The following is a 22,587-nucleotide window of genomic DNA, read 5'->3' as shown; positions in this document are numbered from 1 at the left end:
CTGGTCGCGGTGATGCGCAAGATGCTGGTGATCCTCAACGCCCGCAAGCGTGACGCGGAGGCCCAGATGGCCTCCGCCTGACAAGACAGTTGCTACAGCCAACGGATCTGGCCGTCGATGACCGGCTGCACCTGGCCGCCGATCCATACCGTGCCCTGCGCATCGACCTGTACCTGCACGCGACCATCGCGACCGACTTCGCGGCCCTGGCTGGCCACGTAGCGGCCCTCGCGGCCGGGCAGGGCATTGTGCTGCCGCAGCCAGGCGCCTATCAGTGCATTGGCACTGCCGGTCACGGGATCCTCGGGCACGGCGGGCGCATCAGCGGGGCAGAAGGCACGCACCACGCGGGTGTGGCCGGTGCCGGCTTCATCGGCGAAGACGGCCAGGCCTGTAGCGTCGGTGGCGAGGCTCCAGTCGGCCAGCGCGGCCATGTCCGGCAGCAGGCTGCGCACGGCGTCGGCATCGCGCAGTGGCAGCAGCCACCAGCGTGCGCCGTTGTCCCAGAGTTCCGGCACCTGCCCGTCGGCAGCGAGCGCCAACAGCGCGGCGGGCGCTCCGCCTGCCTCCGTGTCCAGTTGCCGTGCCGGCGGGCTGGCCAGCTGGATCTCCAGTGCCTCGGCCGGGCCGCTCACCCATACCGGCAGCAACCCTGCCGCGCATTGCTGCAGCAGGGCGCCGGCGCGCGGTTGGGCCAGGCCGCAGGTCACCGCCGCCCAGGCGGCGCCGACGCTGGGGTGGCCGGCGAAGGCCAGCTCACGGGTCGGGGTGAAGATGCGGATGTGGTAGTCGGCGCCGGGCGCGGTGGGGCGCAGGAAGAACACCGTCTCGGACAGGTTCAGCCAGGCGGCCAGGGCCTGCATCTGGCTGCTGGAGAGCGCGTCGGCGTCCAGGATGACGCCCAGTGGATTGCCGGTTCCGGGGCGGGGGCCGAAGACATCGAGCTGCAGGTAACGGAGGACGGCCATCTACGGGGATATTGCGCTTAGAATCAAAGGTTCCGCCCCCGAGGGCGGCTTCCCCACATTCTACATAGCCAATCCATGTCAGCTTCCCCCCTTGTCGATCGTTGGATCGTACTGAAGTTCGGCGGCACTTCGGTGTCGCGTCGTCACCGCTGGGACACGATCGGGAAGCTGGCGAAAAAACGCGCGGAAGAGACCGGATCGCGCGTGCTGGTGGTGGTATCGGCGCTGTCCGGGGTCACCAACGAACTGACCGCGATTGCCGACGGCGCGCCGGACAGCGGTGATCGCGTGGCAGCGCTTGTCGAGCGCCATGAGGGCTTCCTGGCCGAACTCGGCCTGGGCCGCGAGGTGCTGGCCGAACGGCTGGCGGCGCTGCAGGGCCTGCTCGACGATGCGCGGGCGGCCACCCGTCCGCTGGATTGGCAGGCCGAAGTGCTGGGCCAGGGCGAGCTGCTGTCCTCCACCCTGGGCGCGGCCTATCTGCGCGCCTCGGGCCTGGACATGGGCTGGATGGATGCCCGCCAGTGGCTGGACGCGATGCCGCCGCAGCCGAACCAGAGCGACTGGTCGCAGCGGCTGTCGGTGAACTGCCAGTGGCGCGCCGACGCGGAGTGGATGCAGCGCTTCCGCGCGCAGCCGACCCGCCTGCTGATCACCCAGGGCTTCATTTCGCGGCATGCCGATGGCGGTACCGCCATCCTCGGCCGTGGTGGCTCGGATACCTCGGCGGCGTACTTCGGTGCGCTGCTCGGCGCCAGCCGGGTGGAGATCTGGACCGATGTGCCGGGCATGTTCAGCGCCAATCCGAAGGACGTGCCGGACGCACGCCTGCTGACCCGCCTGGACTATTACGAAGCGCAGGAAATCGCCACCACCGGCGCCAAGGTGCTGCACCCGCGCTCGATCAAGCCGTGCCGCGATGCCGGCGTGCCGATGGCCATCCTCGATACCGAGCGCCCGGAACTGCCGGGCACCAGCATCGATGGCAGCGCCGCACCGGTGCCGGGGGTGAAGGCGATCAGCCGCCGCAATGGCATCGTGCTGGTGTCGATGGAAGGCATCGGCATGTGGCAGCAGGTCGGCTTCCTGGCCGATGTGTTCAACCTGTTCAAGAAGCACGGCCTGTCGGTGGACCTGATCGGTTCGGCCGAGACCAACGTCACCGTGTCGCTGGACCCGTCCGAGAACCTGGTCAACACCGATGTGCTGGCCGCGCTGTCGGCCGACCTGTCGCAGATCTGCAAGGTGAAGGTGATCGTGCCGTGCGCGGCGATCACCCTGGTGGGCCGCGGCATGCGGTCGCTGCTGCACAAGCTGTCGGACGTGTGGGCCACCTTCGGCCGCGAGCGCGTGCACATGATCTCGCAGTCGTCCAACGACCTGAACCTGACCTTCGTCATCGACGAGGCCGATGCCGATGGCCTGCTGCCAATCCTGCACGCAGAGCTGATCGACAGCGGCGCGATGCCGGTGGAGGAGACCGAAGTGTTCGGCCCGCGCTGGCGCGAGATTGCCGGCACCGTGCGCCCGCGCGGCACGCCGTGGTGGCGCGGCCAGCGTGCGCACCTGCTGCAGCTGGCCGATGCCGGTACGCCGCGCTACGTCTATCACCTGCCGACGGTGCGCGCCCGCGCCCGTGCACTGGCCGCAATCAAGCCGATCGACCAGCGCTACTACGCGATCAAGGCCAACAGCCACCCGGCCATCCTGCAGCTGCTGGAAGCCGAAGGCTTCGGCCTGGAGTGCGTGTCGCACGGCGAGCTGAAGCATGTGTTCCAGCACCTGCCGGAACTGTCGCCCAAGCGCGTGCTGTTCACCCCCAGCTTCTGCCCGCGCAGCGAGTACGAGGCGGCGTTTGCGCTGGGCGTGACCGTGACCGTCGACAACGTGGAAGCGCTGCAGCGCTGGCCGGACCTGTTCCGCAATCGCGAGCTGTGGCTGCGCGTCGATCTGGGCCGGGGCGAGGGCCACCACGCCAAGGTCCGCACCGGTGGCAAGGAGTCCAAGTTCGGCCTGCCGATCGCCCGCGTCGACGAGTTCGTGCGCGCGGCCACCGAACTGGGCAGCCGCGTGGTGGGCCTGCATGCGCACCTGGGCAGCGGCGTGGAAACCGCGCAGCACTGGCGCCTGATGTGCGATGAGCTGGCCGGTTTCGCCCGCCGCATCGGCAGCGTGCAGACCATCGATATCGGTGGCGGCCTGCCGATTCCGTACAGCGATGAAGACGAACCCTTCGACCTGGACGCCTGGGCCGAGGGCCTGGCCGAGGTAAAGGCACTGCACCCGGCATTCCGCCTGGCGATCGAGCCGGGCCGCTACCTGGTGGCCGAATCGGGCGTGCTGCTGACCCATGCCACCCAGGTGGTGGAAAAGGACGGCGTGCGCCGTGTCGGCCTGGACGCCGGCATGAACGCACTGATGCGCCCGGCGCTGTACGACGCCTGGCATGACATCGAGAACCTCAGCCGCCAGGGCGGTTATGCCGAAGCGGCGTTCGACGTGGTCGGCCCGATCTGCGAATCCAGCGATGTGTTTGGCAAGCGCCGCAAGCTGCCGGTGTCGACCGCGCCGGACGACGTGATGCTGATCGCCGATGCCGGTGCCTACGGCTATGTGATGGCCAACACCTACAACCAGCGGATGCTGCCGCGCGAAGACGTGATCGAATGAACACCGCCCGCGCCCTGCACCCGCCCACCGACACGCCCCGCGCCCTCGCGCGGACCCGTGCCTGACCGGATACACCATGACTGCTTTCGACAAACACCAGGTTTCCCGCTTCCGCTTCGTCCGCTGCGACTTCGCGGCGGATACCGGCGTGGCCCGGCTGGTCTACGCCTTCGACGACGGCCCGGAGATGGTGGAAACCATCACCGTGCCCGGCGCCCCGTTCGTGCTGGACGAGGCGCGCGCCGCCGCCGTGCAGCGTGCGCTGCAGCTGCTGCACCTGATCGCCGGCGTCAGCTACTACAAGGCCGGCGTACCGGATACGGTCAGCATCGACAGTTACAGCATCGATGCCGATACCGCCGCACTGGTGGAGACCATTTACCTCAATGGCCTGGGCGAATTCGCCTACCGCAACGGCCTGAACCTGCGCGGCCGCTTCCGGTTGCCGGTGCAGGGCGAGGCCGTGCAGGCGCCGGCGCTGGGCCTGCGGCCGCACGCGCTGGTGGCCATCGGCGGCGGCAAGGATTCGCTGGTCAGCATCGAAGCGCTGCGCCGTGCCGGCGTGGACGAGACGGTGACCTGGATCGGTGGCTCGCAGCTGATCCGTGCGTGCGCCGAGCGCACCGGCCTGCCGACATTGAACCTGGGCCGCACGCTGGCACCGGAACTGTTCGAGCTCAACCGCCAGGGTGCCTGGAACGGCCATATCCCGGTGACGGTGGTGAACTCGGCAATCATGGTGCTGGCCGCGTTGCTGCACGGCGTGGACCAGGTCGTGTTCTCCAACGAGCGTTCGGCCAGCTACGGCAGCCAGATTCCGGGCACCGGCGAAGTGAACCACCAGTGGTCCAAGGGCTGGGCCTGCGAGCAGGCGTTCGGCAGCCATGTGCGGAAGTACGTGGCGGCGGATCTGCAGTACTACTCGCTGCTGCGACCGATGTCCGAGCTGGCGGTGGCCCGCCAGTTCGCCAAGACTGATTTCTACGACGCGCACTTCTCCAGCTGCAACCGCAATTTCCACATCCTCGGCGAGCGCCCGGTGAACCGCTGGTGTGGCGTCTGCCCGAAGTGCCATTTCGTGTTCCTGGCGCTGGCCCCGTTCATGCCCAAGACGCGCCTGGTGCGCATCTTCGGCCGCAACCTGCTGGACGATGCCGAGCAGGCCGGTGGCTTCGATGCGCTGCTGGAATTCCAGGACCACAAGCCGTTCGAGTGCGTGGGTGAAGGCCGCGAATCGCGTGCGGCGATGGCGACGCTGGCGCAGCGCCCGGAGTGGAAGGAAGACGTGCTGGTGAAGCGCTTCTGCAACGAGATCCAGCCGCAGCTGGATGCCGCCGAACTGGAACTGGCACCGCTGCTGCAACTGCAGGGCGAGCACCGCGTTCCGGCTGCGCTGTGGGAACGGGTGCGTGAAGATTTCGAAGCTTGAAGGAAAGCGCGTCGTGCTGTGGGGCTGGGGCCGCGAGGGCCGCGCCGCGTTTGCGGTGCTGCGTGAGCGCCTGCCCGCGCTGCCGCTGAGCCTGTTCTGTCCGGCGGCCGAAGTCGGGGCCGCACGCGTGGAAACACAGGGCGCGCTGGACGTCCGTGGCGAGCCTTCTGCTGAAGCACTGGCCGCGTTCGACGTGGTGATCAAATCGCCCGGGATCAGCCCCTATCAGCCGATCGCGCTGGCGGCGGCAGCGCAGGGCACCACCTTCATCGGCGGCACCGCGCTGTGGTTCGCCGAACACGCGGCCGACGATGGCATCGTGCACGACACCGTGTGCGTGACCGGCACCAAGGGCAAGAGCACCACCACCGCGCTGGTCGCGCACCTTTTGCGCGCGGCCGGGCATCGCACCGGACTGGTCGGCAACATCGGCCTGCCGCTGCTGGAAGTGCTGGACCCGCAGCCGGCGCCCGAGTACTGGGCCGTCGAGCTGTCCAGCTACCAGACCGGTGAAGTGGCGCGCAGTGGCACCCACCCGCAGGTGGCAGTGGTGCTGAACCTGTTCCCGGAACACCTGGACTGGCACGGCAGCGAACAGCGTTACATCGAGGACAAGCTGCGGCTGGTGACGGAAGCCGCGCCGCGCATTGCCGTGCTCAATGCCGCCGATCCGCACCTGGCGGCACTGTCGCTGCCCGATAGTGAGGTGGTCTGGTTCAACCAGCCGCAGGGCTGGCATATGCGGGGCGACATCGTGCATCGCGGCGAACAGGCGGTGTTCGATACCCGCAACACGCCGCTGCCGGGCCGCCACAACCGCGGCAACCTGTGCGCGGTGCTGGCCGCGCTGGAGGCACTGGGGCTGGACGCGGTGGCGCTGGCACCGGCGGTGCAGGATTTCCGCCCGCTGCCGAACCGCCTGCAGCGCATCGGCGTGGCCGATGGCCTGACCTACGTCAACGATTCGATCAGCACCACGCCGCACGCCAGCCTGGCCGCACTGGAGTGCTTCGCCGGGCAGCGCATCGCGCTGCTGGTGGGCGGGCACGACCGTGGCCTGGACTGGACCGACTTCATGCAGCACATGGCGCACGATGTGCCGCCGGTGGAGATCGTGACCATGGGCAGCAACGGCCCGCGCATCCATGCCATGCTGCAGCCGCTGGCCGATGCCGGTCGCTTTGGTCTGCACGCGGCGTCGGATCTGCCCGAGGCGATGGCCTTGGCGCGCGCCGCGCTGGGGGCGCAGGGCGGTGTGGTTCTGCTGTCGCCGGGCGCGCCAAGCTTTGGTGCTTACCGCGACTACGTGGCGCGTGGCCGCCATTTCGCCGTACTGGCCGGATTCGATCCGGACAGCATCAGCGCGATTCCGGGGTTGGGTATCGCCTGATCCGCCGGATCGGGGTCGGATCCCTTTCCTCAGGAAAGGGCTCTGACCCCGGCGAGTTACCATGGGCGCATCCCCGGACGGACCCGGATAGCCGCGTGTGCACCTTCATTACCCTGTTCCTGCCCGCATCCTTATCGCACATTGAAGCCGCCGCGATCATGCAGCGCAGTGGCCGGCGCCTGTTCGCGCAGGATTCGCCCAGCCTGCAGTCAGCGGTCGGGCCCGGTTGGCAGCCGTGGTTGAGTGCCGTGCACTGCGATTGCGGCACGTCGCTGGCCTCGGCGCAGGCGGTTCGTGCGTGGAACGGCGATGCCGAACGCTGGCGCAGGAAGGGCTGGAGCGAAGCGAAGATCGCGCGCGCGTTGGCGGCGCAGTTGGCGCGGCATGAACAGGATCAGCAGGCACGCCGCGATGAAGCGCTGGACGATGCCGGCCAGTGGTTGCAGCGTATCGACGCGCTGTTGCAGGCTGGGGCCGCGCGCATCGGCCTGCTGGTGCGCGATTACGAGGGTTCGGTGGGTGCCCGGCAGCCGAAGCCGCCGGAACGCCACTGGCCGCGCGCGCATCTGGCGGCGTCGGATCTGCTGGCATTCGAGCCGGGCACGTTGCACTGGATCGAGCGTGGGTGAGGCCGTCATCCACGCATGGCGTGGATCTACTGTAGAGCCGAGCCCACGCTCGGCTGCCTTCATCCGTCTTCATCGATGAACGCGTAATCGCCATCGATCAGCTGCTGCAGATACACATCGAAGCTCCGCGCAATGACCGCATAGCTGTCCGGATCGTGCAGGTAGCGCACCACCTGGCCGACGGTGCCGCCTGGCGCGGGATCGAAATCCAGGTACAGCATCGACGTGCCACCGTTGTTCATGCAGTGCGAGAAACACAGCCGGCGGTTCATCGGCAGATCCGCGTCGATGCCCTCGCCGAGAATCTCCGGTTCCTCATCCAGCCACTCTTCGTAGATGGAACGGATGCTGTCGTCCCACTGCTGCTGGTCCTCGAAGATCTGCGCGACCGAGCGCAGGTAGTACGGGTAGCCACCGTCCTCCACGTCCGAGCCCAGCATCAGTACGCAGACCTTGCCGCCGGGGTACTCCCGGTAGTGGGTGCCATCCACGCGCGATAGGAGTTCCACCAGGCTGTCCGGCACCTGCGGCCACTGCGCACGCAGGCGCTGCAGGTCCTCGGCGCTGGCGCCCTGGACATGTGCCCACTGCGGGGCATCCTCGGCAGGCAAACGCGGGATCAGGACAGACAGAAAGCGATCAACAGGATTCATGCGAAAAAAGGGGACGGAGGGGACTAAGTCGTATCCAACCACACCTGCGTCACGCCGCCAATGCAGAATGCGGCGCGGGAGGGGCGATTACGGCTTAATCCCCTCCGTCCCCTTTTTCTTGCGGAGCAGGCGCATGAATCGTTGGCGTTGCGGTGTGGCGATGATGCTGGGGCTGGCGGCGATGCCGGCCTGGGCGGCGATGAAGACGCAGCCGGTGGAATGGAAACACCAGGGCACGACCTTCAGTGGCGTGCTGGTCTATGACGACGGCGAGCATGACAAGCGCCCTGGCCTGGTGATGGTGCCGAACTGGAAGGGCGTGAACGAATCGGCCATCGAGAAGGCCAAGCAACTGGCCGGTGACGACTACGTGGTGCTGGTGGCCGATGTCTACGGCAAGGGTGTGCGGCCGAAGACCGATGCCGAGGCCGGGCCGGTGGCGACCAAGCTGCGCAACGACCGGCCGTTGCTGCGTGCCCGCGCGCTGGAGGCGGTGAACGTGCTCAAGGCGCAGGCCGGCAAGGTGCCGCTGGATGCCGGCCGGATCGGTGCGGTCGGTTTCTGTTTCGGTGGCACCACGGTGCTGGAGCTGGCCCGCGCCGGTGCGCCGCTGGCTGCTGTGGTCAGCCTGCACGGTGGGTTGGGTTCGCCGTTGCCGGCGCAGGCCGGTGGCACCCATCCGTCCGTGCTGGTGCTCAACGGGGCCGACGACAAGAGCGTGACCGCCGAGGACATCGCCGCTTTCCAGAAGGAAATGGACGTGGCCAAGGTCGATTGGGAGTTCACCAACTACAGCGGTGCCGTGCACTGCTTCGCCGAGCGCGACGCCAACAGCCCGCCGGGCTGCCAGTACAACGAGCGGGCGGCCAAGCGCGCGTGGAAGGCGCTGGATGAGTTCTTCGAGGAACGCTTCCGGTAATAAACGGCGTGCCGACCAACGGTCGGCACCCACCGGAATGCCGGTTTGGTGGGTGCCGACCGTTGGTCGGCACACCTCAACCCATCAATGCGAGCGCTGCACCGCGTAGCGGGCCAGGCCGCGCAGGGCAGCCACGGCGTCATTGTCGCCCAGGCCGTCGAGCGCACGCTCGGCGGCTTCGGCGTACTCTTCGGCACGGCGGCGGCTGTACTCCAGGCCGCCGGTGGCGCGGATCGCGGCCAGCACTTCCGGCATCGCCGAGGCGTCGCCGTCCTGCACGATGGTGCGCAGGCGCTCGCGGGTAGCGTCATCAGAGTGGGCCATCGCGTGGATCAGCGGCAGCGTGGCCTTGCCCTCGGCGAGGTCGTCGCCCAGGTTCTTGCCCAGCTCCTCGGCGTTGGCCGAGTAGTCCAGCACGTCGTCGGCGATCTGGAATGCGTAGCCCAGGTGCATGCCGTAGTCGAACAGGGCCTGCTGGGTCGCTTCATCCACGCCGCTGGCCAGCGCGCCCAGGCGGGTACCGGCGGCGAACAGCACCGCGGTCTTGCGCTCGATCACGCGCAGGTAGGCGGCTTCGTCGGTATCCGGGTTGTGCACGTGCAGCAGCTGCAGCACTTCACCCTCGGCGATGCGGTTGGTGGCATCGGCCAGGATCTGCATCACCGGCATGCGCTCCAGCTCGACCATCAGCTGGAAGCTGCGCGAGTACAGGAAGTCGCCCACCAGCACGCTGGGCGCGTTGCCCCACAGCGCGTTGGCGGTGCTGCGGCCACGCCGCAGGCTGGACTCGTCCACCACGTCGTCGTGCAGCAGGGTAGAGGTGTGGATGAACTCGATGATCGCCGCCAGCTGGTGGTGCTCCGGGCCGGCCTGGCCGACCGCGTGGCCGGCCAGCATCACCAGCATCGGGCGCAGGCGCTTGCCGCCGGCGGAAATGATGTGGTCGGCGATCTGGTTGATCAGCACGACGTCCGAGGACAGCCGGCGCCGGATCAGGGCGTCGACGGCGGCCATGTCGGCCGCGGCAAGCGACTGGATCTGGGGCAGGCCCAGGGCGGGACGGGTGTCTTCGGTGATGGTCATGCGATCAGGCTTTCAGGCTCACCATCGATTATAGGCGCTGGCCGTGAATTCGGGCGCAAACCGGCCCGGGCGGCAATTCCAACCCGGCCTGCGCGGCCCTTCGCGTGAATACGTATGCAGGTTGCGCCATGCCCGCGAGGCCACCGCTAAGCTTGCCGGATCAGGATTTCGGCCCGCTGCCGGCGGGTCCCGCATGCCCGGAGGGGGGCTGTCGATGTCGCACTATCCATGGTGGCGCGGAGCCGTCATCTACCAGATCTACCCGCGCAGTTTCCTCGATGCCAACGGCGATGGGGTGGGCGACCTGCCGGGCATCATCGAGCGCCTGGACCACATTGCCGCGCTGGGCGTGGATGCGATCTGGATCTCGCCGTTCTTCAAGTCCCCCATGGCCGACTTCGGCTACGACATCGCCGACTACCGCGACGTCGACCCGCTGTTCGGCAGCCTGGACGACTTCGACCGCCTGCTGGCCAAGGCCCATGGCCTGGGCCTGAAGGTGATGATCGACCAGGTGCTGAGCCATACCTCGATCGAGCATGCCTGGTTCCGTGAGAGCCGCCAGGACCGCAGCAATCCGAAGGCCGACTGGTACGTGTGGGCCGACCCGCGCGAGGACGGCACCCCGCCGAACAACTGGCTGTCGCTGTTCGGCGGCTGTGCCTGGCAGTGGGAGCCGCGCCGCGAGCAGTACTACCTGCACAACTTCCTGGTCGACCAGCCGGACCTGAACTTCCATCACCCGGACGTGCAGCAGGCCACCCTGGACAATGTCCGTTTCTGGCTCGATCGCGGCGTGGATGGCTTCCGCCTGGATGCGATCAACTTCTGCTTCCACGACGCGCAGCTGCGTGACAACCCGCCCAAGCCGGCGGAGAAGCGGGTGGGGCGCGGCTTCAGCCCGGACAACCCGTACGCTTACCAGTACCACTACTACAACAACACCCAGCCAGAGAACCTGCCGTTTCTGGAGCGCCTGCGCGCGCTGTTGGATCAGTACCCGGGCGCGGTCAGCCTGGGCGAGATCTCCTCGGAGGACTCGCTGGCGACCACCGCCGAGTACACCCGCGAAGGCCGCCTGCACATGGGCTACAGCTTCGAGCTGCTGGTGGATGACTACAGCGCGGCCTACATCCGCGACACGGTCTCGCGGCTGGAAGCGGCGATGACCGAAGGCTGGCCGTGCTGGGCGGTGTCCAATCACGACGTGGAGCGGGCGGTCAGCCGCTGGGGCGGTCACCCGGCCGATCCGCGCCTGGCGCGGATGCTGGTGGCGATGCTGTGCTCGCTGCGCGGCTCGGTCTGCCTGTACCAGGGCGAGGAACTGGGCCTGGCCGAGGCCGAGGTACCGTTCGAGGCACTGCAGGACCCCTACGGCATCACCTTCTGGCCGAATTTCAAGGGCCGTGATGGCTGCCGCACCCCGCTGCCATGGACCGATGCGCCGTTAGCAGGTTTCACCAGCGGCCAGCCCTGGCTGCCGATTCCGGCCGAGCACCGGGCGGCGGCGGTGGCCGTGCAGGAACGCGACCCGCATTCGGTGCTGGCGGCGTTCCGGGCGTTCCTGGCCTGGCGGCATACCCAGCCGGCGCTTCTGCATGGCAGCATCAGATTCCTTGAAAGCGCCGAGCCAGTGCTGCTGTTCGAGCGTATGCTTGCAGATGAAACCCTCCTGCTGGCCTTCAACCTGTCGGCCGAGGCAGTGACCCATCCGCTGCCGCCGGGCAACTGGCAGCAGGTGGCGGTACCGGGCCCGGATGTGGGCACGGTGCAGGGCAATGAACTCCAGCTGCCGCCGCGCGCGGTGTATTGCGCCCGACGCAGCTGACCGTTTTCTCCGGTGGCGGTACTTGCGGGGACGGGGCCGAAGCGCCCCGTCCCTTTTTTGTGGGTGGGCCTTGCCGACCAACGGCCGGCATCCGCGCAAAAGAAAACCCGCTGCCTGCGCAGCGGGTTTCCGGTCCTGCTCCTGGCTTCCGTCGCCGGGCATGGCCCGGCGCTACCGATGGGGTGGTTGCCGGCCAGCGGCCGGCACTACCCGGCTGTGGTCAGAACTTGTAGTTCACGCCCAGCATGTAGGTGCGGCCCCACTCGATGTACTCCAGCGGGCGGTCCTTGCTGCCGGCGTAGGTGCGGTACGGCTCGTTGGTCAGGTTGCTGCCCTGCAGAAGCAGGGTCAGGCCACGCAGGGCACTGCTGTCGCTGAAGGTGTAGCTGATCTGCGCATCGGTCACGTTCTCGCCGACCACGTAGCGCAGGCTGCGGTTGCCGTTGAAGTTGCCGATCTCACCGATGAAGTCCGAACGGCGGCGCTGGCTCACCCGTGCCTCGAAGCCGCTGCGCTCGTAATACGCGGTGAAGTTGTACACGCGCTTGGACAGGCCCGGCAGGCTGATCGGATCACTGCCCACGCTGGAGGCGCTCTCCGGGTCCAGGATGGTGATGTCGCTCTTGTTGAAGGTCGCGCTGGCCTGCACGCCGAAGCCACGCAGGCTGTCGGTCAGCATCTCCAGCGGGAACGATGCGGTCAGTTCCAGGCCCTTCAGCGTGCCGCCCTTGCCGTTCTGCGGGGCGGAGAAGGTGCCGGTGGTCAGCACCGGTGCCGTCATGCCCGGCGGCGGCACGTAGCTGCCCAGCAGCGCGGTGAAGTCGTAGTTGTCGACCGATTGGGTGTAGACGTAGCTCTTCAGGTCCTTGTAGAAGATCGCGGCGGCCACGTAGGCCTTCTCGCCGAAGTACTTCTCGTAGGACAGGTCCAGCGCGGTGGCACGCCACGGGTCCAGCAGCGGATTGCCGCCGCTGCCGCCGGGGCGGCCGGTGCCGGTGTCCACGCCGAACTCCAGGCCGGCGCGCATCTGGTCCACGCGCGGGCGCGCGACCTGCTTGGCGACGGCGAAGCGCAGCGTCTGCTGGTGCGGGAACAGGAAGGCCAGGTTCAGGCTCGGCAGCCAGTCGTTGTACGTGCGGCCCGCGGAGTAGGGCTGGATGTTGTTGCCGGCCGTTTGCGAGCTGTCCCAGTAGCGCGAATCCGAGCTCTGGTCGGTGTGCTGCATCTGCACGCCGATGTTGCCGCGCACGCCAACCACGCCGATGTCGGTGTTGATGTTCAGGCGCGCCCAGGCGGTGGTGATCTTCTCCTGCACCGTCCACGACTTGGGAATCAGGTAGTCCAGGTTGTCGACCGGGTTGAAGGTCATGTAGCGGCCCACCGCGGCGGGCACGTTCCAGGCCGGGATGGTGCCGAGGCCGGCGAAGCCGAGGTTGACCGGGCGATACTGCAGGTCCGAGGCGATGTTGGCATCGCCCTGCGCACCCAGCAGGATGTTGCCTTCGGACTGGGTCTTCACCTTGCGGCGGTCGGCGTAGTTCACGCCGATGTCGATGTCCGGCGCCCACGAGGCGATCGCTTCGGGCAAGGCGATCGTTGCGGCCAGCTTGCCACCCTTCAGGCGGTCTTCCACCTGCGGCACCTTGCCGTAGCCGGAGCCGTAGATGGTGTTGGTCAGGAACAACGCGTCGGGGTTGGAGTAGTTCAGCCCCGGGCTGATCTGCGAGAAGCCGTCCTGGCGGATCGACACGCCGACCGTATCCAGCTGCGGCATCGGCGTCAGCTGCAGGTTGTTTTCCAGGTTCAGCTCGTCGCGCGTGGCCTTGGAGTAGTTCAGGTCGGCGACCAGCTTGACGCCACTGAAATTGAACTCGTTGTTCCAGCCGAACGCGTCGATCTTGTCCTTGCGCTTGTTGTACATGCCGCGTACCAGCGGGTACACGCCGCTGGCGGTGCCGCCAGTGAACGAACCATTGGCGTTGACCTGCGGGTTGCTGACCAGCAGGCCCGGGGTGTAGTTGCCGTTGTAGTTGCTCAGGTTGAGCTCGAACTGGTTGGCGGTGTCGATCTGCTCGGCTTCGGTGTGGAATGCATCGAAGGTGCTGGTCCAGCTGTTGTTCGGCCGGAACTGGATCGTGGCCATCACGCCGTCGCGCTTGTTGTTGCCGGTGCGGCGCAGCGCCTTGATGCCATCGGAGAAGTAGGTGCCGGCACCCACGCCCGGACGGTCGCCCTTGTCGGTGTGCTCGGTGGTCCACGGTTCGTACAGGCCGACCTGGTTCTCCTGGATCGGCATGTCGCTGTGCGCATAGCCGATGGCGATGCCCAGGGTCTTGTCCAGGAACTGGTCGATGTAGCTGGCGCTGAAGCGGTTGCCGTACGGATCGGTGTTGGCGGCGCGGCCCAGCGAGCTCTTCTGGTAGCGGCCACTGACCGCGATCACGCGCTCGCCGAAGCTGAGCGGGCGCGCGGTCTGCATGTCGATGGTGCCCGACAGGCCCTGGCCGACCAGCGCCGCGTCCGGGGTCTTGTACACGGTCACGCCGTTGACCAGCTCGGACGGATACTGGTCGAACTCGACGCCACGGTTGTCGCCGGTGCTGACCACTTCGCGGCCATTGAGCAGGGTGGTGGCGAAGTCCGGCGACAGGCCGCGGACGCTGATTACCTGCGCGCGGCCCGCCACGCGCTGGGCGGCCAGGCCGGGCAGGCGCGAGATCGATTCGGCGATGCTGACGTCGGGCAGCTTGCCGATGTCTTCGGCGGAGATCGCTTCGACCACCGAGGTGGCGTCCTGCTTGACCGCGATCGCGCTCTCGATGCCGCGGCGGATGCCGGTGACCTGCACCGTATCGAGGTTGGTGGCGGCGGTGCCGGCCGGTGTGGTGGTGCTCTGCGTGGACTGTGCCGACGCCAGCGTCGGCGCCAGGACAACGGCCAGCGCGATGCTCAGCGCGCTGCGCTTGTGGTTCAACATTTTCCCCTCCCAGGCAATGTTGCAGATCGATTTGTGAGCGTTCCGGCGGGGCCGTGAACGTGCGACGCGGTGGCCGCTGTCGTCGCCGCTATGGTAGGCAGCGCGTTCTTCGCGGGAATCACCCTGCATACGTATTCAATGGCGTCTGCAGGGATGTAATCGCTTTCATGTGTCTCGTTCTGTAGAGCCGAGCCCATGCTCGGCTGCATTTCGGTGCTACGCACCGCCGCCCGAGCGTGGGCTCGGGCGCTACGGGGGCGCATGCAGGAAAACGTTCAGCGGATCGGCGTGAAGCGAATGGCCTGGCCACCGCCGGGTGCCAGCACCAGCGTCACTGCATCGGCGCTGGTCACTTCGCGGGTTTCGCGAACGAACGCGAATGGATTGCTGCGGAAATCCGCGCCCTCGCCATCGCGGTAGATCTCGGCGCGGTAGCGCACGCCAGGTTCCAGGAAGCCCAGTGACACCGGCAGCACGCGGCCGTGTTCATCGGTGATGCTGCCGAGGAACCAGTCGCGGCTGTTGCGGTCGCGGCGCACGATCGTCACGTAGTCACCCACTTCGCCATCGAGCACGCGGCTCTGCTCCCAGTCCACCGCCACGTCCTCGATGAAACGGAACGCCTCGCGATGCTGCAGGTAGTGTTCGGGCAGGTCGGCGGCCATCTGGATCGGGCTGTACAGCACCACGTACAGCGCCAGTTGGCGGGCCAACGTACTGGGGATGGCCTGGCCGTGGCGGCCCTTCAGGCTGAGGATGCCGGGGGTGTAGTCCATCGGCCCGGCCAGCATGCGGGTGAACACCAGGTTGACCTCGTGCTCCGGCGGGTTCGGTGGTTGGCCCCAGGCGTTGTACTCCATGCCGCGAGCGCCTTCGCGCGAGATCCAGTTGGGATAGGTGCGGCGCAGGCCGGTGTCCTTGATCGGCTCATGCGGGTTCACCGACAGGTGCCGGCGCGCGGCTTCCTGCACCACCTTCAGATGGTGGCGGGCCATGAACTGCCCGTCATGCCACTCGCGCCACAGTGGGCCCCCCGTGGGATTGCGGCGGTCGACCTGGCCGTCGTCGCAGACGTAGCCGGTCTTGAACTGGTCCACGCCCAGCCGTGCGTACAGGTCCAGCGCGGCGCCCAGCTGGGCCTCGTAATGTTCGATGGCGCAGCCGGTTTCGTGGTGACCGATCAGGTGCACGCCCTTGTTCAGGCCATACGCCGACAGCGATTCGATATCGAAATCGGGCGTGGCGCGGGTGAAATCAAAGTCGTAGCCATTGCCCACCCACATGCCGTCCCAGCCCGGATTCCAGCCTTCCACCAGCACGCCGCGGAAGCCGTGCGCCGCGGCGAAGTCGATGACTTTTTTCGTCTTGGCGGTGGTAGCTGCATGCTTCCGCCCGGTCGCCCAGCTCTCGTTGTCCAGGTGCATCGACCACCACACGCCCAGGTACTTGGCCGGCTTCACCCAGCTCACATCACCCAGCGCATTGGGTTCGTTGAGATTGAGGATCAGGTCCGATTCGACCAGGCCACCGGCGCGGTCGGCGATCTGCAGCGTGCGCCACGGCGTGGCGAAGGGCAGGGTGCGGCGCACCTTCCAGCCTTCGGCCGAGGGCGAGAGCTGCGCGCGCAGGCGCTGCCCCTCGCTGCGGCGCAGCCACATGCCGGCGTAGTCCACCAGCGCGGCCTCGTGAATGGCCACATGCAGGCCATCGCGGCTGCGCAGGGTCATCGGCGTATGCACCAGCGGTACTTCGCGCAGCGGGGTGCGCTGGTACAGGTACTCGTAGTGGATCGGCTCGCCGGCGGGGATCCACCAGGCGGTGGAGTCCTGTGCGATGGCGAACTCGGTCAGCTCGTCATCGATGATGGCCTCGCGCAGATTCGGCTGCTCGGGGAATACGTAGCGGAAGCCGAGGCCATCGTCGTAGACGCGGAACACTACATCCAGCCGGCGCTTGCTGCCGGTGGTTTCGGCCAGCTGCACGGTCAGTTCGTTGAAATGGTTGCGGGTGAGCCGGCGTTCGCCCCACGGCTGCTCCCAGGTGTCATCGACGCTGTGCCGCTGCTGGCCCAGCAGGGTGAAATCGCGGTCCAGGCGACCGTCGCGCAGGGCGAAGCCGAGCTTCGAATCCTCCACCACAGTGTCGCCCAGGCGCTCGACCCGGTAGCGGGCCGTGCCGCCGTCCAGCACCAGGCTGACCTTCAACACCTTGCCCGGCGATTCGACGCTGGCCACCTGGGGCGCGGCCTGTACCAGCGTGGCCCATCCGATCAGGGCCAGGCCCAGCATGTGCGCGAATACCGCGCGTACAGCAGTGGGTGACATCGGCAATTCCCCTCCCAAGGCGCCGTTGGCAGACCCGGACCATAAGCCAGCGCGGCGGGTGCGCTACCGCGCGACGCCATGAATACGTATGCAACTGGACGCAGCCGACAGCCCCGCGTCTACCATGGCGCCAGGGCACCTTGAGGGAGGGGCCGCGCCCGCCCGCCGGCAACGACGGTGCGGACCTACAACGCGTGCAGAGAGGGAGGGAGGCCGACGGGCGCGAGCCGGTCCGCCGCTTCGATGCTGAAGATCATTTGCCTGACCGCTGCCCTGGGGGCAGCGCTGGGGACGACCGCGCAGGCGGCCGACCTGCAATTCGACGGCCGCCATGCGCGCGCCGAAGCCGTTGCCAAGGGCAGCTTCGTGCTGCATGCGCGCACACCGGAAGGGCGCGGCGAGGTGCGCATCGCGCCGATGCCGATGCGCAGCCAGACCGGCAGCGTGATGTTCGATGCCCTGTTCGCACTGGCCCAGCAGGAGATGGACCAGGACCGCGTGGATGCGATCCGTGATCCCGCCTTCGACGAAGGCCGGCCGGTGCCCTGCGAGTGCTTCCAGACCGGCGCGCGCTGGCCCTATGTGTGGACGCGCGATGTCAGCTTTGCCGCCGATCTGGCGCTCGCACGCCTGGACCCGAAGCGCACCCGGCAGTCGCTGCAGTTCAAGCTGTCGGCGGCGCGCGATGGCCATACGCCCGGCCTGTTCGTTGCGCAGGACACCGGCTCCGGCGGCAGCTGGCCGATCAGCAGCGACCGCGTGGTGTGGTTCCTGGCCGCGCGTCACCTGCTGGAGGATCGCGCGTTTGCAGATCAGGTCTGGCAGGCGCTGCAGGCCACGCTGGCGCAGGACCGCGCGATGGTGTTCGACGCGCGGATGGGCCTGTACCGCGGCGAGACCTCCTTCCTGGACTGGCGCGAGCAGACCTATCCAGACTGGACCCGCGAGGATGTGCGTTTCATCGGTGATTCCTACGCACTGTCCACCAACGTGCTGCACTACCAGGCACTGCGCCTGGCCGAACGCCTGGCCGGGCAGCACGGCGATGCCCGCGCGGCCGACTACAAGGCTTGGGCCGATGCATTGGCCCAGCAGATCGATGCGCGCTTCTGGCGCGAGGATATCGGCCAGTACATGAGCTACATCGGCGAAGCCGCGCACCCGGTGCCGTACGCCAAGGTCGATCTGCTCGGCCTCTCGCTGGGCATCCTCGCCGAGGTGCTGCCGCCCGAGCGCGCGCGGCGTGCGCTGGCGGCGTATCCGATGGGCCCGGCCGGCAGCCCGGTGGTCTGGCCGCAGGAAGCACAACAGCCGATCTATCACAACCGGGCAATCTGGCCGTTCGTCAGTGCCTACTCGCTGCGTGCGGCGCGGCAGCTGGACGATGCGCCGCGCATTGCCGCCGAGATCCGCTCGCTGATGCAGGGTGCCGCGCTGGCCGGCTCCAACATGGAGAACTACGAGCTGGTCAGCCAGGCCGTGCATGTCGATGAAGGTGCGCTCAGCGGGCCGGTCGTCAATTCGGAGCGCCAGCTGTGGTCGGTGGCTGGATATCTGTCGATGGTGGTCGAGGGCGTGTTCGGCGTGCAGGACGATGGCCGCGTGCAGCCCAAGCTGCCAGCCGCGCTGGTCCCCGAACTGTTCGGCAAGCAGCGCCGCATCTCCCTGGAGGCCGATGGCAAGCGCTATGTGCTGGAGCGGCCGAAGCAGGTGGGTGATGGCCTGCTGGTGGCGGGCGAGGTAAAGACGCGTGGTGCCACCACCACCGTGCAGCTGGTGGCCACCGCAGCGGCACCGCGCAGCGTGGCGACGACGGCCGACGCCAATGCGCGCGCACCGGCCACGCCGGCCGCACCGCAGGCGCGACGCGAGGGCAGGGGCTGGAATGTCGAGGTCGCTGCCGGCCAGGTGCTGTGGCAGGACGGCCGCGCGCTCACCGCCAGCAATGGCCTGGCACGCATCGGTGACGATGGCCTGCAGCATTGCCTGAGCCTGACCCGGCGCGACGGCGCATTGGAATCGCTGCACAGTCCGATGGTCTGCGTCGGTCCGCAGCAGCGATTGAAGGGTGCCGAGCGCTGGCAGTTCACCTCGGCCAAGGCGGGGCAGGTGCGCCTGCGCCTGCAGTACAGCAACGCGAATGGGCCGATCAACACGGGCGTGACCGCCGCGGTGAAGCAGCTGGTGCTGCAGTGCCCGGGCCAGCCGTTGCAGCGGCACACCGTCACCCTGCCGCACAGCGTGGCCGTGCAGGACTCGACCTCGGCGACGTTCCCGGTGCCGAAGGGCCGATGCGCGGTCACGCTTGAAGAGGGCTTCAACATGAGCACACTGCAGCACTTCGCGCACTACACCGGGGGCAAGGGCGGGCGCGACGGCGTGCTCAACCAGGCGCAGGTGCAGGCGCTGACGGTGGCGCCCGTGGCCGTAGAGGGCGCGCGATGAATCGCCCCGCCAAACCCCAGCTGTCGTTCTGGCAGATCTGGAACATGTGTTTCGGTTTTCTCGGCATCCAGTTCGGCTTCGCCCTGCAGAATGCCAACGCCAGCCGAATTTTCGAGACGCTGGGCGCGGACATCGACGCGGTACCGGGGCTGTGGATCGCCGCGCCGCTGACCGGCCTGCTGGTGCAGCCGGTGATCGGTTACCTGTCCGATCGCACCTGGACGCGCTGGGGGCGGCGCCGTCCGTTCTTCATGATCGGTGCGGTGCTGACCACGCTGGCCCTGCTGGTGATGCCGAATTCACCGACGCTGTGGATCGCGGCCGGCACGCTGTGGGTGCTCGATGCCTCGATCAACGTATCGATGGAGCCGTTCCGAGCCTTCGTCGGCGACCAGCTGGCGCCACGCCAGCGTCCGGCCGGCTATGCGATGCAGAGCTTCTTCATCGGTGTGGGCGCCATCGTCGCCAGCTTCCTGCCGTTCATCCTGGCCCACTTCGGCGTTGCCAATACGGCCGCCGCCGGTGAGGTGCCGGACACCGTGCGCTATGCGTTCTACTTCGGCGCGGCGGTGCTGCTGGCGGCGATCACGTGGACGGTGGTCAGCACCCGCGAATATTCACCAGCAGAGCTGGCTGCCTTCGATGATGCCGAGCCGCCGGCGCATCATGCGGGAGCGGTGATCAACGGCCCGGCGCCATGGACGCGGGTGGCCCTGTGGCTAGGGCTGGGTGTGCTGTTGGCGCTGCTGATCACCTGGCGACAAGGCGACAGGATGCTGTACGTGCTGGCAGGCCTGTGCGCCGGCTACGGCCTGCTGCTGGCGGCCGCGCGTGCGTTGCCGGCCACGCATATGCTGGCCGCCATCGTCGGCGACCTGCGCGCGATGCCGGTGACCATGCGCCGCCTGGCGTGGGTGCAGTTCTTCTCATGGTTCGCGCTTTTCGCCATGTGGATCTACACCACTGCTGCGGTGGCCGGTACCCACTTCGGTTCGACCGATCCACAGTCGGCGGCCTACAACGAAGGTGCCAACTGGGTGGGCGTGCTGTTTGGCGCCTACAACGGCTTCGCTGCGCTGGCGGCGGTGCTGATTCCGCCGATGGTGCGTGCGATCGGCCTGCGCTGGAGCCACCTGGTCAACCTGTGGCTGGGCGCTGCCGGCCTGGTCTCGCTGATGTTCATCCGCGACCCGCACTGGCTGCTGCTGTCGATGGTGGGTGTGGGCTTTGCCTGGGCCTCGATCCTGTCGTTGCCGTATGCACTGCTGTCCGACAGCGTGCCTGCGTCGAAGATGGGTGTGTACATGGGCATCTTCAATTTCTTCATCGTGATCCCGCAGCTGGTGGCGGCCAGTGCGCTCGGCTTTGCCCTGCGCGCATGGCTGGGTGGCCAGCCGATGCATGTGCTGGTGCTGGGCGGCTGCAGCCTGTTCGTCGCCGGCTTGTGCGTGCTGCGGGTTCCGTCCCGTCCGGAGGTGGTGTGATGCGTGGTGTACTGGCTGTTGCCGTTTCCCTTGCCCTGTTCGCCGGCCAGGCCGTGGCCACGCCGCGCCCGGACTACGTCGGCACCACCGAACCGTTCGCCAGCGATGCGGTGTACTTCGTGGTCACTGACCGCTTCGTCAACGGTGATCCATCCAACGATCATCGCGGCCAGGGTGGCGCGCACCGCACCTTCGACATCCCGGTGCCATGCCCGGACAAGGTGGACGGCAACATCGGCTACCTCGGCGGCGACTTCCGTGGCGTGCTCGACAATGCGCAGTACATCCGCAACCTGGGGTTCGGCGCGGTGTGGATCACGCCGATCATCGACAACCCCGACCAAGCTTTCACCGGCAGCAAGCCGATCAGCTGCACCAGCACGCTGACCGACCGCGGCAAGACCGGCTACCACGGCTACTGGGGCATCAACTTCTACAGACTCGATGAGCACCTGCCCAGCAGGGACCTGGACTTCGCCGGACTGACCAAGGGCCTGCACGGTGCCGGCCTGAAGGTGGTGCTGGACATCGTCGGCAACCACGGTTCGCCGGCCTGGACCATGCCGACACGGCAACCGCAGTTCGGTCAGATCTTCGACAAGGATGGAAAGTTGATCGCCGACCACCAGAACCTGCCGCCGCAGAAGCTGGACCCGAAGCACAACCCGCTGCACGCGTTCTACAACAACATCGGTCCGGTCGACAGCAAGGACGGCTCGATCTTCGACGGCAACCTGGCCGAGCTGTCCGACTTCAACCAGGACAATCCGGCGGTGATGGATTACCTGGTCGGCGCTTACCTGCAGTGGACCGCGCAGGGCGTGGACGCATTGCGCATCGACACCATCGGCTGGCTGCCGCACCCGTGGTGGCATGAATTCGTCAAGCGCATCCGCGCCGAGCACCCGGGCATGTTCATGTTCGGCGAAGCCTTCGACTACAACGCGGCGACCATTGCCGAGCACACCTGGCCGGCCAACGCCAATGTCAGCGTGCTCGACTTCCCGTTGCGCGGTGCTCTGGAGCAGACCTTCGGCACTGCCGGCAAGGGCTTCGAGACCCTGGCCGAGCCGCTGCACCTGAGCGGCGGCCCGTATGCCAATCCGTACGAGCTGATGAGCTTCTACGACAACCACGACATGCCGCGCCTGCAGGCCAGCGACAACGGCTTCATCGACGCGCACAACTGGCTGTTCACCGCACGCGGCATTCCGGTGGTCTATTACGGCTCGGAGACCGGCTTCATGCGTGGCCGCGCCGAGCACGCAGGCAACCGTGCCTACTTCGGCCAGCCGCGTGTGGACGCTGCGCCGCAGAGCCCGATCTTCGCGCCGCTGCAGCGTATCGCCAAACTGCGTGAAGCGACCCCGGCACTGCAGCGTGGCTTGCAGGTGAACGAGCGGCTGCAGGGCGATGAGGCCGTGTTCTTCCGCGTGCTGCAGCACGGTGACGTGGCGCAGACGGCGCTGGTGCTGCTGAACAAGGGCGATGTGGCGCGCACCTTCGAGGTGGATCGCTACCTGCAGGCCGGCACGTGGCGTGACGCGCTGGATGGCGGCACGGTGAAGGTCGAGCGGCAGCTGAAGACCGACGTGCCGGCGCATGGGGTGAAGGTTTACGTGCTGGATGCGCCCGTGCAGCAGCCGGCACTGCAGGCCGAACTGGACAAGGCGATGGCCGACCAGAAGGCGCGGGACGTGCGTCTGGGGCGTTGATCGGCCTGGGCCAGGCGGCTGTAGAGCCGAGCCAATGCTCGGCTGCGCCTCTGAGGCGCGCAGATAGGGGCAG

At 67.6% G+C, this 22,587-nt stretch carries 14 protein-coding genes; 9 read left to right on the top strand and 5 right to left on the bottom strand.

Features of this window, described 5'->3' with window-relative positions; all coding sequences use genetic code 11:
• Positions 1–92: 92 nt before the first annotated feature.
• Positions 93–968, bottom strand: a complete 876-nt coding sequence (locus AC2A1N_RS13545; protein WP_484372546.1) for a PhzF family phenazine biosynthesis protein — start codon at positions 966–968, stop codon at positions 93–95.
• A 75-nt stretch (positions 969–1,043) separates the two neighbouring features.
• Between AC2A1N_RS13545 and AC2A1N_RS13540 the strand changes: the two genes are divergently transcribed.
• From AC2A1N_RS13540 to AC2A1N_RS13525, 4 genes are all read left to right on the top strand, one after another.
• Positions 1,044–3,638, top strand: coding sequence for a bifunctional aspartate kinase/diaminopimelate decarboxylase (locus AC2A1N_RS13540; RefSeq protein WP_061479209.1), 2,595 nt, complete (start codon positions 1,044–1,046; stop codon positions 3,636–3,638).
• A 76-nt stretch (positions 3,639–3,714) separates the two neighbouring features.
• Positions 3,715–5,067, top strand: a complete 1,353-nt coding sequence (murL, locus tag AC2A1N_RS13535; protein WP_061479208.1) for a UDP-N-acetyl-alpha-D-muramoyl-L-alanyl-L-glutamate epimerase — start codon at positions 3,715–3,717, stop codon at positions 5,065–5,067.
• Entirely contained in the window at positions 5,048–6,457 is a 1,410-nt protein-coding gene (murD, locus tag AC2A1N_RS13530) for a UDP-N-acetylmuramoyl-L-alanine--D-glutamate ligase (protein ID WP_484372543.1), read from the top strand. The genes murL and murD overlap by 20 nt, the downstream gene beginning before the upstream one ends.
• Positions 6,458–6,552: 95 nt before the next feature.
• Positions 6,553–7,086, top strand: coding sequence for a hypothetical protein (locus AC2A1N_RS13525; RefSeq protein WP_061479206.1), 534 nt, complete (start codon positions 6,553–6,555; stop codon positions 7,084–7,086).
• A 59-nt stretch (positions 7,087–7,145) separates the two neighbouring features.
• Here the strand turns inward: AC2A1N_RS13525 and AC2A1N_RS13520 are convergent, their stop codons facing one another.
• Positions 7,146–7,739 carry an SMI1/KNR4 family protein gene (locus tag AC2A1N_RS13520; RefSeq protein WP_484372541.1) on the bottom strand — a complete coding sequence of 198 codons (594 nt, stop codon included), beginning with the start codon at positions 7,737–7,739 and terminating at the stop codon, positions 7,146–7,148.
• Positions 7,740–7,872: 133 nt separating this feature from the next.
• Here AC2A1N_RS13520 and AC2A1N_RS13515 point away from each other — a divergent pair, with 133 nt between their 5' ends.
• Positions 7,873–8,658, top strand: coding sequence for a dienelactone hydrolase family protein (locus AC2A1N_RS13515; protein WP_484372539.1), 786 nt, complete (start codon positions 7,873–7,875; stop codon positions 8,656–8,658).
• An 84-nt stretch (positions 8,659–8,742) separates the two neighbouring features.
• Here the strand turns inward: AC2A1N_RS13515 and AC2A1N_RS13510 are convergent, their stop codons facing one another.
• Positions 8,743–9,741, bottom strand: a complete 999-nt coding sequence (locus AC2A1N_RS13510; protein WP_061479203.1) for a polyprenyl synthetase family protein — start codon at positions 9,739–9,741, stop codon at positions 8,743–8,745.
• A gap of 214 nt (positions 9,742–9,955) precedes the next feature.
• Between AC2A1N_RS13510 and AC2A1N_RS13505 the strand changes: the two genes are divergently transcribed.
• Positions 9,956–11,569, top strand: a complete 1,614-nt coding sequence (locus tag AC2A1N_RS13505) for an alpha-glucosidase family protein (RefSeq protein WP_484372537.1) — start codon at positions 9,956–9,958, stop codon at positions 11,567–11,569.
• A gap of 220 nt (positions 11,570–11,789) precedes the next feature.
• Here AC2A1N_RS13505 and AC2A1N_RS13500 read toward each other — a convergent pair whose 3' ends face one another.
• Positions 11,790–14,546 (bottom strand): TonB-dependent receptor, encoded by a 2,757-nt coding sequence (locus AC2A1N_RS13500; RefSeq protein WP_346477072.1) that lies wholly within the window; start codon positions 14,544–14,546, stop codon positions 11,790–11,792.
• Positions 14,547–14,821: 275 nt separating this feature from the next.
• Entirely contained in the window at positions 14,822–16,876 is a 2,055-nt protein-coding gene (locus AC2A1N_RS13495; RefSeq protein ID WP_484372534.1) for a glycoside hydrolase family 97 protein, read from the bottom strand.
• A 237-nt stretch (positions 16,877–17,113) separates the two neighbouring features.
• Between AC2A1N_RS13495 and AC2A1N_RS13490 the strand changes: the two genes are divergently transcribed.
• From AC2A1N_RS13490 to AC2A1N_RS13480, 3 genes are read left to right on the top strand one after another with little or no spacing between them, the layout of a single operon-like run.
• Positions 17,114–19,315: an MGH1-like glycoside hydrolase domain-containing protein gene (locus AC2A1N_RS13490; protein ID WP_484372532.1), complete on the top strand. Its 2,202-nt coding sequence runs from the start codon at positions 17,114–17,116 to the stop codon at positions 19,313–19,315.
• A complete protein-coding gene (locus tag AC2A1N_RS13485; RefSeq protein WP_164092705.1) occupies positions 19,312–20,799 on the top strand; it encodes an MFS transporter in 1,488 nt (495 codons plus the stop codon). Before AC2A1N_RS13490 ends, AC2A1N_RS13485 begins: the two co-directional genes overlap by 4 nt.
• Complete coding sequence (locus AC2A1N_RS13480; protein WP_061479198.1) at positions 20,799–22,514, top strand: alpha-amylase family glycosyl hydrolase; 1,716 nt, start codon at positions 20,799–20,801, stop codon at positions 22,512–22,514. Before AC2A1N_RS13485 ends, AC2A1N_RS13480 begins: the two co-directional genes overlap by 1 nt.
• The last annotated feature ends 73 nt before the right edge of the window (positions 22,515–22,587 follow it).

It is taken from the genome of Stenotrophomonas maltophilia group sp. SKK55, assembly GCF_057179845.1.
This window is presented reverse-complemented; position numbering and strand designations above follow the sequence as displayed.